Annotated in this window: 12 protein-coding genes; 7 read left to right on the top strand and 5 right to left on the bottom strand. The window is 59.0% G+C overall.

Annotation, left to right across the window (positions count from 1 at the left end; all coding sequences use genetic code 11):
* The first annotated feature begins 31 nt into the window (after positions 1-31).
* Positions 32-985: a radical SAM family protein gene (locus tag ACR0AY_RS03315; RefSeq protein WP_170509670.1), complete on the top strand. Its 954-nt coding sequence runs from the start codon at positions 32-34 to the stop codon at positions 983-985.
* Positions 986-988: 3 nt separating this feature from the next.
* On the opposite strand, the gene ACR0AY_RS03320 is transcribed toward ACR0AY_RS03315, so the two are convergent.
* Positions 989-1,258, bottom strand: a complete 270-nt coding sequence (locus ACR0AY_RS03320; RefSeq protein ID WP_039535770.1) for an usg protein — start codon at positions 1,256-1,258, stop codon at positions 989-991.
* 194 nt (positions 1,259-1,452) lie between these two features.
* On the opposite strand from ACR0AY_RS03320, the gene gyrA reads away from it, so the two are divergent.
* Together gyrA and trhA are read left to right on the top strand one after the other, a co-directional pair.
* Positions 1,453-4,176, top strand: a complete 2,724-nt coding sequence (gene gyrA / locus ACR0AY_RS03325) for a DNA gyrase subunit A (protein WP_170509667.1) — start codon at positions 1,453-1,455, stop codon at positions 4,174-4,176.
* A 126-nt stretch (positions 4,177-4,302) separates the two neighbouring features.
* A complete protein-coding gene (gene trhA, locus ACR0AY_RS03330; protein WP_170406032.1) occupies positions 4,303-4,971 on the top strand; it encodes a PAQR family membrane homeostasis protein TrhA in 669 nt (222 codons plus the stop codon).
* A 23-nt stretch (positions 4,972-4,994) separates the two neighbouring features.
* Here trhA and ACR0AY_RS03335 read toward each other — a convergent pair whose 3' ends face one another.
* From ACR0AY_RS03335 to ACR0AY_RS03345, 3 genes are read right to left on the bottom strand one after another with little or no spacing between them, the layout of a single operon-like run.
* Positions 4,995-6,464 (bottom strand): carboxypeptidase M32, encoded by a 1,470-nt coding sequence (locus ACR0AY_RS03335; RefSeq protein ID WP_170509663.1) that lies wholly within the window; start codon positions 6,462-6,464, stop codon positions 4,995-4,997.
* Between the two features lie 4 nt (positions 6,465-6,468).
* A complete protein-coding gene (ctaA, locus tag ACR0AY_RS03340) occupies positions 6,469-7,614 on the bottom strand; it encodes a heme A synthase (RefSeq protein WP_170509661.1) in 1,146 nt (381 codons plus the stop codon).
* Between the two features lie 59 nt (positions 7,615-7,673).
* Complete coding sequence (locus ACR0AY_RS03345) at positions 7,674-8,417, bottom strand: RNA methyltransferase (protein WP_170396917.1); 744 nt, start codon at positions 8,415-8,417, stop codon at positions 7,674-7,676.
* Between the two features lie 164 nt (positions 8,418-8,581).
* On the opposite strand from ACR0AY_RS03345, the gene ACR0AY_RS03350 reads away from it, so the two are divergent.
* The 4 genes from ACR0AY_RS03350 (at position 8,582) to ACR0AY_RS03365 (ending at position 11,803) form a co-directional block, all read left to right on the top strand.
* Positions 8,582-9,202: a thiamine phosphate synthase gene (locus ACR0AY_RS03350; protein ID WP_170509658.1), complete on the top strand. Its 621-nt coding sequence runs from the start codon at positions 8,582-8,584 to the stop codon at positions 9,200-9,202.
* Positions 9,203-9,257: 55 nt separating this feature from the next.
* Positions 9,258-10,151, top strand: a complete 894-nt coding sequence (locus tag ACR0AY_RS03355) for a PfkB family carbohydrate kinase (protein ID WP_170509655.1) — start codon at positions 9,258-9,260, stop codon at positions 10,149-10,151.
* Positions 10,148-11,062 (top strand): pseudouridine-5'-phosphate glycosidase, encoded by a 915-nt coding sequence (locus ACR0AY_RS03360; RefSeq protein WP_170406047.1) that lies wholly within the window; start codon positions 10,148-10,150, stop codon positions 11,060-11,062. Before ACR0AY_RS03355 ends, ACR0AY_RS03360 begins: the two co-directional genes overlap by 4 nt.
* A 63-nt stretch (positions 11,063-11,125) precedes the next feature.
* The gene (locus ACR0AY_RS03365) at positions 11,126-11,803 is read left to right on the top strand and encodes a DUF502 domain-containing protein (protein WP_170396909.1); all 678 of its coding nucleotides are present in this window, start codon (positions 11,126-11,128) and stop codon (positions 11,801-11,803) included.
* On the opposite strand, the gene ACR0AY_RS03370 is transcribed toward ACR0AY_RS03365, so the two are convergent.
* Positions 11,804-12,829 (bottom strand): patatin-like phospholipase family protein, encoded by a 1,026-nt coding sequence (locus tag ACR0AY_RS03370; protein WP_170509652.1) that lies wholly within the window; start codon positions 12,827-12,829, stop codon positions 11,804-11,806. It lies immediately after the preceding gene.
* Positions 12,830-12,843 lie beyond the last annotated feature (14 nt).

Consider the following 12,843-nt stretch of genomic DNA (forward strand, 5'->3'; position numbering starts at 1 on the left):
GTTTGGCACAAGCACAGAACCGGATGCCGGAATGAAAGACAACGCCCTACAGGCTGCGAATATCGGGAAGTTTCAGAACAGTTTAGTGACAGCAGACGGGCAAACGCGCGCGTCCGTCGCGCTGACTCATCCCGAAACCCTTTGGTTCAACACCGGAACGCTGTGCAACATCGAGTGTGTAAACTGCTATATCGCCAGCAGCCCAACCAACGATGCTCTGGTTTACATCACCGCCGACGAAGTCCGCGACTATCTGGATCAGATCGAACAGCGCCAATGGCCGATCCGCGAGATAGGCTTTACAGGTGGTGAGCCCTTCATGAACCCCGAGATGATCGAGATGACGCGCGTTGCGCTAGAGCGCGGGTACGAAGTTTTGATCCTGACCAATGCAATGCGGCCGATGATGCGCCGCAAAATGCGCGAGGGTTTACTGGAATTACAGCGCGACTACGCAGAAAAACTGACGCTGCGTGTCTCCGTCGACCACTACCGCCCCGATCTGCATGACGAAGAACGCGGCAAAGGCAGTTTTGCCAAAACTCTGACGGGGATGCAGTGGTTGCGGGATAACGGCTTTAGGATGGCCATTGCCGGGCGCACAGTCTGGGGGGATAGCGACGCTGAAAGCCGCGCGGGGTATGCAGCATTCTTTGCCAAGCACGGCTTTGACATCGATGCGCAAAATCCGGGCCAAACAGTTTTGTTTCCCGAGATGGACGAAACAGTTGAAGTTCCTGAAATCACAACCGCTTGCTGGGGCATCTTGGACAAAGCCCCTGATGCGGTGATGTGCGCCAGCTCGCGTATGGTCGTCAAACGCAAAGGCGCCGAGCGTCCGGCGGTGCTGGCCTGTACGCTGCTGCCTTATTCGCCGGAGTTTGAATTGGGCGAAACCCTTGAAGAGGCCGAGGCCGACGTGCATTTGAACCACCCGCATTGCGCCAAATTCTGTGTATTGGGCGGCGCGAGCTGTTCGGCCTGAGGGCTAATTTACCCGAAACTCACCCACCATGTTGCGCCATTCCCCCGGCGCGATCATTTTACGGTGCGTGAACCTGACCGAGTGCAGCGGACCTTCAATCTCTTTCTGCCAGAATTCTACGAATTCGAACAGCTTCGGATGGTCCGGAGCAAGGTCGTAATCCTGCCAAATAAACGTGTTCAGTACGTGAATATAGTCGGGCATGTGGTAGAAAAATTCCGCCGTGGTAAGCCCGTACCCCTTAAGCATGAGTTCAGTTTCACTTTGCGCCATGCAGACCTCCAATCTTGTTACAAGGTCTACTCAGAGTAACACGGAACTGTCCTAATACTTAGATAACAATATGTTACTCAGGTGTTACCGACCTAATTTGGCCGGGGAACGGTTGCTTGCTTGCACCTTATATGCCGGGTCTGATAAAGTGTATCCACAAGATATAGATCAAGAACAAGACACGGGCAGCCTACGTGAGCGATACGCCAGAAATCCCTGAAAACATGGACGAAACCCCGCCCGAGCGCCCCGTTTATGACGGCCCGACGGTATCCATCGAATCCGAAATGCGCACGTCCTATCTGGACTATGCGATGTCGGTCATTGTCAGCCGTGCGATCCCCGATCTGCGCGATGGGCTGAAACCGGTGCATCGGCGTATTCTCTACGCGATGCATGAGACCGGGAACACTCATGACAAGTCCTATCGTAAGTCGGCCCGTCCGGTTGGCGACGTGATGGGTAAGTATCACCCGCATGGTGATAGTGCGATCTATGACGCGCTGGTGCGGATGGCGCAGGATTTCTCGATGTCGCTGCCGCTGCTTGATGGTCAGGGCAACTTTGGCTCAATGGACGGCGATAACCCGGCGGCGATGCGTTACACCGAAGTACGGATGGACAAGCCCGCCGCGTCCCTATTGGCCGATATCGAAAAAGAGACCGTCGATTTTCAGGACAACTATGACGGCAAAGACAAAGAGCCGACCGTCCTACCCGCCCGTTTCCCGAACATGCTGGTCAATGGTGCCGGTGGTATTGCCGTGGGTATGGCAACCAACATCCCACCGCATAACTTGGGCGAAGTGGTCGATGCCACGCTGGCGCTGATCGACGACCCGGATCTGACATCAGAGCAACTGATCGAGTATGTGCCCGGCCCCGACTTCCCGACTGGCGGTGTGATGCTGGGCCGCTCAGGTGCGCGCAAAGCCTACCTTGAAGGCCGTGGCAGCGTCATCATCCGCGCCAAGACCCGCGTAGAAGAGCTGCGCAAGGATCGGTACGCCATCGTTGTCGACGAGATCCCCTATCAGGTGAACAAAGCCTCGATGATCGAAAAGATCGCCGAAGCCGTGCGTGAAAAACGCATCGAAGGCGTCAGCCACGTACAGGACGAATCCGACCGCAATGGTGTGCGTGTCGTGGTCGAACTGAAACGCGATGCAACGCCCGAAGTGGTGCTGAATCAGCTCTACCGCTTCTCGCCGATGCAGACCTCATTTGGTTGCAACATGCTGGCGTTGAACGGTGGTCGACCCGAACAGTTGACCCTGCGCCGCTTCCTAACCTCGTTCATCGACTTCCGCGAAGATGTTGTTGCCCGCCGCACAGCCTATGACTTGCGCAAGGCGCGTGAGCGCAGTCACATCCTGTGTGGTCTGGCCGTGGCCGTTTCGAATGTTGACGAAGTGGTTGCCACGATCCGCTCGTCGGCAGACGCTGCTGAAGCGCGCGAGAAACTGATGACCCGCCGCTGGCCTGCATCCGAGATCGAAGGCTATCTACGCCTGATCGACGATCCGCTGTCCAAGATGAATGACGACGGCACCTATAACCTGACCGAGGTACAGGCCCGCGCCATTCTCGAACTGCGGCTGCAGCGTCTGACCCAACTGGGTGTAAAGGAAGTCACGGACGAACTGGAAGAACTGGCCGACAAGATCAAGGAATACTTGGATATTCTGTCTTCGCGTGAGCGCATCATGGGCATCATCGCCGATGAGCTACGCAGCGTGCGCGAGCAGTTCGCTGTCGACCGCCGCACCGAGATCGTTGACTGGTCCGGTGATATGGAAGACGAAGACCTGATCGAACGCGAAGATATGGTCGTGACTGTCACCTCAGGCGGCTACATCAAACGCACCCCGCTGGCCGATTTCCGGGCGCAAAAGCGTGGCGGCAAAGGCCTGTCGGGTATGCAGACCAAGGAAGAGGATGTTGTCACCAATCTCTTCGTGGCGAACACGCATACGCAACTGCTGTTCTTCACCACCGAAGGCATGGTCTACAAGCTCAAGACCTGGCGTCTGCCGCAATCCAGCCGGACCGGTAAGGGCAAGGCGATCGTCAACATCCTGCCGATCCCGACCGGTGTTTCGATCGCGGCGATCATGCCCGTAGATGTGCCGGATGAAGAGTGGGAGAACCTGCAAATCGTCTTCGCCACCAGCGCGGGTGACGTGCGCCGCAATCGTCTGTCAGATTTCACAAACGTCCGCCGCAATGGCAAGATCGCGATGAAACTGCCCGAGGATGTGGAACTGGTAAACGCCCGCATCTGTTCAGAAGATGAAGACGTGATGCTGGTCACCAATTCGGGCCGTGCGATCCGATTCCGCACCACTGATGTACGTGTCTTCAACTCACGCGAATCTACGGGTGTGCGCGGCATCAGGCTGAGCAATGGCGACCGTGTCGTCTCGATGTCCGTAATTCGCCATTTCGAGGCCGACCCGGACGAGCGCGCCGCCTACCTCAAGATGCGCCGCGCAGTCGCGGGCATTGCGGATGACGGCGAAATGGACGAGGACGAAGCCGCGCCTGGCAGTATCACGCAGGAACGCTATGCCGAGATGTCGGCAGCCGAGAACCTGATCTTGACCATCACGTCGGGCGGTGCGGGCAAGCTGAGCTCCAGTCATGATTACCCGGTCCGCGGTCGCGGCGGCATGGGTGTGGCGGCGATGGACAAAGCCATGCGCGGCGGCGAGCTGGTTGCCTCCTTCCCCGTAGAAATCGACGATCAGATCATGCTGGCTACCTCGAAAGGCCAATCAATCCGGGTGCCGGTCGAGGGCATCTCGTTCCGCTCCCGCAGCGCGGGTGGTGTGCGGGTATTCAACACCGGTAAAGGCGAAGAAGTCGTTAGTGTGGCCTGGATCGCCGACCAGGGTGACGAAGAAGCCGAGGAATAACAAAGCACTACAGAAGTGTAACAAAACGCCCGTATTGCGGGCGTTTTTGTTACTCAGGGTCACGTTCCTGCCAACGGCACGAGGGTGGGCTTGCCCCAGCAGACCCGGCGCGCCTAGCATTTCGATATGTGGTCATTCGCCCATATCCGACCTGCCTATAGCCGTGCTGAGCGAATAAGTGACGGTGTTGTTCATGTGCTGGGTGTTTCTTCGGCGGTGATCGCAGCGCCTATGCTGATCATCATGACAGTCTTCTATCGGTCAGACCCGGCGGCGGTTTTGGGCGCCTCGATCTATGGAATAACTCTGGTTTTGATGCTGACGTTCTCGGCGCTCTACAACATGATCGAGCATGATGAGTGGGCAGAGTTTCTGCGCCGCCTTGATCACTCGGGTATCTACGTGAAGATCGCAGGAACTTATACGCCGTTCCTGCTGCTCTCGGCTTCGCAACCTCCGGGGCTTTTGCTGGGGCTGTGGTCTTCTGCGACGCTGGGCTCTGTTCTGAAGATGATCGACCCGAACCGCTTCCGCTGGTTCGGGCTGGCGCTGTATCTTCTGATGGGATGGGCCGCGGTTTGGGCCGGACAATCGATGTTGGCCGAACTTTCACCCCTTACCCTTACTTTGATGATCGCCGGAGGCCTCATCTATACCGCAGGCGTGGTATTCTACCTTCTGGACTGGCTGCCCTACCACAACACCATCTGGCACGTATTTGTATTGGCAGGAAGCGGCCTTTTCTTCGCCGCTGTTGCCTTGCGTATCGAAATGGTACCGTCAGGGCCAGTGTAACGCCGGAGCGCCACGAACACGCCTCAAAGCCCGTACAACGCCCTGAACTTCTGCTCCAGATAAGCCAACAGCGGCTCCGGCCCTGGTTCCACCCCACTGGCGCGCTGAATGATTTCGCGGGGCGCGTACAGGCCGCCATGCTGCTGCACATGCTCTCGAAGCCAACCGGTCGCCCCGGAAGTATCGCCAGCTGCCAACTGCCCCTCAAGTCCGGGAATTGCCGCGCGCAGTGTTTGATACAGGCATCCCGCATAGACATTACCCAGCGAATAGGTCGGGAAATAGCCAAACAGGCCAACCGACCAGTGTACGTCCTGCAAGCATCCATTCGAGGGCTTGTCGACCGCATAACCAAAATCTGCTTTGAAGCGGTTGTTCCAGGCGGCTTCAAGGTCGCCGACCTGCAAGTCACCGGCCATCAGTGCGCGTTCCAAATCAAACCGCAGCATGATGTGCAGATTGTACTGCACCTCATCCGCCTCGGTCCGGATATAGCCGTTGTGGACGCGGTTGACGGTGGCATAGAACGCATCTGCATCGGCGATGCCAAAATCACCGAACGCCTCTTTCATCTGGTCAAACAGCCATCCGGTAAAGGCGCGCGAGCGGCCCAGCTGGTTTTCGTAAATCCGGCTTTGGCTTTCATGCACACCCATCGACACACCACGTCCCAGCGGGGTCAGCAGGTAATCGCGGTCGATGCCCTGCTCATAGGCGGCGTGTCCAACCTCGTGAATGGTCGAGTAAAAGCAGTTGAACGGATCGGTCTCGCTGGTGCGGGTGGTGATCCGAACGTCCAGCCCACTGCCCGAGCTGAACGGATGCACCGCTTTGTCGACGCGGCCATTGTTGAGGTCATAGCCGAATGTCGTGGCCAGTTTCTGCGTCAGGCGCATCTGGGTCAGTTCGTCAAAGCTGCCGGTCAGCGCGACAGGTTCCGGGCGATCCAGAACGGCGGCGCGAAGAGCCACCAGACGTGGGCGCATTTCGTCAAAGATCGCAGCGATCTGAGCGCCGGTTGTGTAGGGCTCGTAATCCTCGACCATCGCGTCATAAACGTCGCCACCCTGTGCCAGCGCTTCACCTTCTTGCCGTTTCAGCGAGACAACTTCTTCCAGCACTGGCAGGAAGGCTGAGACATCTTCGTCCGCTCGCGCCTGGGCCCATGTGCCCTGCGCGGCGGATGTCACGCGGGCAATCGCCGTCGCCAGATCGGCGGGCACCTTCACCGCGCGGTCATAGGCGCGGCGTATCTCACGCAGTTGTGCCTTGCCGACCTCATCTTGCGGTGCGGCCTGCTCCAACCATTCGGCAACGCGAGGGTCAGAGCGGCGAGCATGCAATACAGCCTCGATCGCTGCCATTTCCTCGGCCCGTTGCGGCGCGGCACCGCGCGGCATCACCGTTTCCTGGTCCCAGCCGAGCCTACCGGCAATCTGGCCCAGGGCCGAGGTTTCGCGCTGAAAGGCCATCAGGTCATTGTATGCTGTCATGGGATCATGCTCCGCGCACAGATGTTGCGATAGGGTAAGCTGTCAGGAAGCGGGCGCGCAGGATCAGTGTCCAGACGACCACGGCCATGAACTGGTGGAAAATGGCAATCTGCCAAGGTGCCGCATAGACGACTGTGATGATGCCCACGACCACTTGCAGTGACAAAGCCGCGAACATGGCGTTGAAGGCAAAGCGGGTCTGTGGGTGCGCGCTGCTGCCACCGCGCCGCCAGACTATGATGGCGAAAATAAACAGCAGATAGCCGACGCAACGGTGGATAAACTGCACCAGACCGGGACTTTCAAAGAAGTTACGCCACATCGGTTCCAGCATGGCCGCATCGGGCGGCAGCAACTGACCGCCAATCAGGGGCCAGTCAGTGTAGGACCTCCCCGCGTCGATCCCGGCCACCAGCGCACCGATGAGGATTTGCAGGAAGGTGAAGTGCAGCAGTCCGGTCGATATCGAGAAAAGCTTAGCCTCTTTCGCGCGGCGGGCCTGCATCAGGTCACGTTCGTCACGGCCAAGTTCAAAGATGTACCAGGCAAGAAAGCCGAGGATCACGAAGGCCAAGCCAAGATGCGTTGCCAGACGATAGCTGGCAACGGCGGTCATGCCTTCACCCTGTGTGACGCCCGAGGCGACCATCCACCAGCCTACAGCACCCTGAACACCGCCAAGCAGGCCGGGGATCAGCAGCTTACCAGCCCATCCTGTCGGAATCTTGCGGGTCACAAGGAAACCGATAAATCCAACGGCCCAAACCAATCCTATCACGCGGCCCAACTGGCGATGGCCCCATTCCCACCAATAGATGGTTTTGAAATCATCCGGCTCCATCCATTGGTTCTGAATGCGCCACTGGTCAATCTGCTTGTATTTGTCGAATTCGGCTTGCCAGTCGGCGGCGTTCATCGGTGGGATCGCACCCGTAATAGGTCGCCATTCGGTGATCGATAGTCCACTGTCGGTCAGCCGCGTGAGCCCGCCCACGGCAATCATGATCACGACCAGCGCGAACAGGATCATCAGCCAAACCCGGATCGCGGCCCGCGCACCGCCACGCCCCCGGTCGATCATACCGGGTTGGACGGCCTGTTGTTTTTCGCTGTCCGAGACCTCTTCGAAGATGCTGCGCTTACCGCTCATGCTGTCCTCATGTCCTGATTTCGTCGCAAGCTATGGTTTGGCGAAAGATAGGTCCAGCCTCAGCTTTTGTCTTTCCAGCGGACCATCTGCCGCATGATCCCGTGGAGCATCTGTACATCGGCCCGTGTCATCCGCATCCGCGACCACAGATTGCGCAGGTTCACCTTCATTCCTTCGGCTTTTTCCGGCGGATAAAAGAACCCGGCCTGTTCCAGACGGTCCTCATAATGCTCGACCAACTTTTCAACCTCGATCCCGGTCGCCCAATCGCCCTTGCCCAGATCAGTTGCCTCATGCACGACATCCCCGGTCTGTCGCATCCATTCGTAGGCGGTCAGCAGAACGCACTGCCCGAGGTTCAACGACGCATATTCCGGATTCACTGGCACCGAGATAATCGCATTGGCCTTGGCGATATCCTCATTCTCAAGCCCTGCCCGTTCCGGGCCAAACAGAACAGCGACCTTTTCGCCCGCCGCCACTTTCTGCGATGCAAGCTGCATTGCGCGCTCCGGGCTATAGACAGGCTTGGTCAACCCACGTTGCCGCGCTGTGGTGGCGAAGACAAAGGTGGTGTCCTCCAGCGCGCCCGCCAGATCGTCAAATAACTGCGCCTCATCCAAAAGCCGCCCGGCCCCGCTGGACATCGCCACCGCCTTGGGGTTGGGCCAGCCGTCGCGCGGTGCCACGATCCGCATCCGATCCAGCCCAAAGTTCCACATCGCCCGCGCGGCAGCACCGATGTTCTCACCCATCTGAGGGCGCACCAGAACAAAAGACGGCTGTGATGTATCGCTGGGCATGGCTAACTCCGAAAAACTCCGCTTGCTCTAATGGCCGCATGGGTCGAGGGCAAGTCGGCCCGGCGTCTTCTGTTCGCAAAAGGGTACGTAGCCGGCATAAAAGTTTGCTTCCCCCGCGCAATCCGCTAAACCGCGCGAAAGATGACAAACCCGAAGGACGCGCCATGGACACCCCCGAGCAGCCGCAGATTTACCTGATCACGCCTCCGGCCATCGCGCTGAGTACATTCCCTGATCAATTGGGTCACGTATTGGACGGGGCTGAAATTGCATGTATCCGCCTCGCCTTGGCTGGAAGCGACGAAGATACCATCGCACGCGCCGCCGATGCTTGCCGCGAAGTTGCGCATGCGCGCGATGTGGCCATCGTGATTTCCAACCATGTATTGCTGGCGCAGCGGTTGGGTCTGGACGGGGTGCATCTGGATGACGGCGCGCGGTCTGTCAGGGCAGCCCGCAAGGAGCTGGGCGCGGATGCGATTGTCGGCAGTTTTTGCGGGTCTTCCAGTCATGACGGGATGACTGCTGGTGAAAGTGGCGCGGATTACGTGGCCTTTGGCCCGGTTGGTTCCGCCACGCTGGGCGATGGTACTCAGGCCGAAAAGGACCTGTTCCTATGGTGGTCCGAAATGATCGAGGTTCCCGTCGTGGCCGAGGGCGGCCTGACGTCCGATCTGATCCGAGACCTCACCCCCTGCACCGATTTCTTCGGCATCGGAGAGGAAATCTGGTCGCAAGATAACCCGTTGGAGGCGCTGAACTCTCTGATTGCCGCAATGCGCTGAGGGATGCGAGCGTTAACCCTTGCACCCGCGTCGGGGCTGCGGCATGACACAAGGCATGAACAAGAACAGCGAAATTTTGTGCATCGGCTCGGTCCTTTGGGACGTGATCGGACGTTCGGCCAGCGCCATGCGACAGGGCTCGGATGTACCCGGCCGCATTACTCGCCTGCCCGGTGGCGTCGCCATGAACATCGCCATGACGCTGGTGCGGTTCGGAATGACCCCGACTTTGCTGACTGCAATTGGCCGCGACGCTGAAGGGGATGAACTGGTCCGGTCCTGCGCGCGTTTGGGGATGGTCACCGATCACATCTATCGCTCGCAAGACCTGCCGACCGACAGATATATGGCGGTTGAAGGAGCCAACGGGCTGATCGCCGCCATTGCCGACGCCCATTCGCTTGAAGCTGCCGGAGCCAAAATCCTGCGTCCCTTGATGCATGGTCCGCTGGGCTATGAAAATACACCATTCGAAGGGCCCATCGCGCTGGACGGTAACCTCACGCTGACCTTGCTTGAAGAGATCGCCCAAAGCCCCGCCTTCGCCAAAGCCGACCTGCGCGTCGCCCCGGCCTCGCCCGGCAAGGCAGAACGGCTGCTGCCCTTCCTCAAACACGCCCGTGCAACGCTCTATGTGAATCTCGAAGAGGCCGGACTGCTTTGCCAGCGCGAGTTCACCGATTCCGAGAGCGCCGCCAAAGGCCTGCTGGACCGTGGCGCGTTGCGGGTGCTTGTGACCGATGGCGGCAACTCGGCCACCGTCGGGGATGCTGACGCCGTCTTGACCCAAACACCCCCTTCCGTTCTGGTCACCCGCGTGACCGGCGCGGGTGACACTTTCATGGCCGCCCATATCGCCGCCGAGGCGAATGGTGCCGACAGCGACGCGGCACTCAGCCGCGCGCTGCGCGCCGCTGCAACTTATGTTTCCGGAGAAACCCCACTGTGATCACCATTCATTATTCTGCAGAGGTCCGCGCCGCCAAGGATGCGGGCCAACCGATCGTGGCATTGGAAAGCACCATCATCACCCATGGCATGCCCTACCCCCAGAACATCGAGGTCGCGGCACAGGTTGAACAAGACATCCGCGATGCGGGCGCCGTTCCAGCAACGATTGCCGTTATTGACGGAGTTTTGCACGTCGGCCTCGAAGCCGACCAGCTGAGCGCACTGGGTCAGGCGCAAGGCGTCGCCAAACTGTCACGCGCTGACATGGCCGCCTGCCTCGCCACAGGCGGCACCGGGGCCACCACCGTCGCCGCAACAATGATCGCCGCACATTATGCAGGCATTGAGGTCTTCGCCACCGGAGGCATCGGTGGGGTGCATCAGGGGGCCGAAACCTCCTTCGACATCTCCGCTGACCTGCACGAGCTCGCGCAGACCCCGGTGACTGTGGTCGCGGCCGGGGCCAAAGCCATCCTCGACCTCGCCAAAACGCTTGAAGTTCTGGAAACGCTCGGCGTCCCCGTCATCGCCCACGGACAGGACGAGTTCCCAGCCTTCTGGTCCGCAAAATCACCCTTGGCAGCCCCGCTGCGCATGGATGATGCCGCTGACATAGCAAAAGCCCACGCAGCACGGCGTGCGTTGGGGCTGCCGGGTGGTCAGTTGGTCGCTAACCCGATCCCGCAAGCCGATCAGATCCCGTCCGAGGAGCTGGCCCCGATCATCGCGTCCGCACAGGCCGATGCAGAAACTCACCGGATCACAGGTAAAGGCGTCACACCTTATCTGCTACAGCGTATCTATGAACAGACCGAAGGCCGTTCGCTTACCGCCAACATCGCTTTGGTACGCAACAACGCCCGACTGGCAGCGGTCATCGCGCGTGCACTAACGGAATCAGCCCACTGACCCCAGCTATTGCACCAAGCGCCCGGACTGCTTACCTAATTCCGCAAACCACTCAGGACCGCAATGAACACTCCGTTTGACGAAGAACCCCACCGACGCCCCGGCCTGTTCTCCCGGCTACGCGCGTCCTTTCTGACTGGTATCGTCGTCATTGCTCCGGTGTGGCTGACCATCTGGTTGATCTGGTCTGTGGTTGGCTGGATCGACAGCGCCGTCCTGCCACTGATCCCGCAACGGTTCCAACCCTCGGAATATGTCGGCATCAACCTGCGCGGCGTTGGCGTGGTCATATTCCTGCTGTTCACGATTATCGTCGGCTGGATCGCAAAGGGCATTCTGGGCCGTTCTCTGATCCATTTCGCCGAGAGTGTCGTCGACCGCATGCCCGTGGTCCGTTCGGTTTATTCCGGGATCAAGCAAATCTCGGAAACTGTGTTCGCCCAGACCGAGCGGTCTTTCGAAAAAGCCTGCCTGATCCAGTATCCGCGCCGGGGCATCTGGGCAATCGGCTTCGTCTCGACAACAGCGCGCGGTGAAGTGAGCGATCGCGCCGAAACCGGGGGCGAGTTGCTAAGCGTGTTTGTCCCGACAACCCCAAACCCCACATCCGGGTTCCTGTTGTTTTTCCCCGCAGAGGATGTGATCCTGCTGGATATGTCCATCGAGGACGCAGCCAAGCTGGTGATCTCAGCGGGCCTGGTTTACCCGAATGACAAAGACCCAACCCAGCCGCCTGAATAATCAACCAAACATTGCGGGCAAATCGACCGTGCTTCGCTGACCCAGATCGTCCTTATGCGCGCTCAGAAACTGATCCGCCGCATCGCGCCCGGACTGTTTCAGCCGGTTCAGCACAACCGGGTTTGGCACGATCTTGGTGGCCGCCGAAAGGTCGTTCATCAAGGCGTCATCAGCGATCATATGCACCAGCACCCGGCTCATCTCACCAGCCTTCAGCTTGCCTTCGGCCAGAAGCCGTTGAACGAAATTGATCGCACGCAGCTCGCGAAACAACGATGAGTTAAAGCTGATCTCATTGATCCGGTTCTGAATCTGCTGCGGCGTTTTAGGCACCTCATCGCGTTCCAGCGGGTTGATGTTCACAATCACCACATCATCTGGCAAATCTCCACCGAACAACGGATAAAGCGCCGGGTTTCCGGTATAGCCGCCATCCCAATACGCTTCGGTCCGCTCGGATTTCGGGTCATAGATTTCAACCGCCTGAAACAGGTTCGGCAAGCAGGCCGAGGCCAGAATCGCATCGGTCGAAATCTCCTCGCCTGTGAACACGCGAATCTTGCCGCTGCGCACACAGGTGGCGCAGACAAACAGCGCGGGCCCTTCGTCTGCACAAATCTCATCAAAGTTGAACCGATCCACAACCGGGGTGAGCGGATTGCGATAAAACGGCCCATAGGCGTAAGGCGATACCAGCCGCGACCATGCTTCGGCCATCGAGAACGGAACGGAGTACTCTAACGCTTGTGCAACATGAGCAGGCTCAATGCCCCGCATCCAATGGGCAATTCGCATATCGCCGACGGCACCCATGCGTTTCCAAAGCCCATCCAGACACGCCCGCGCCCCGTCGCGCCCTGCATGCACCATCCCTGATTTGAACGCTGCCCCGTTCAGCGCGCCGGCCGAAGTCCCAGTGATCGCGGCAACCTCGATATTCTCTTCATCCAGCAATCGATCCAGTACACCCCAGGTAAACGCGCCATGCGCCCCACCGCCCTGCAATGCCAGATTGATCCGTTTCATGGTTCCGCCTCTTC

It is taken from the genome of Ruegeria sp. A5, from assembly GCF_056543005.1.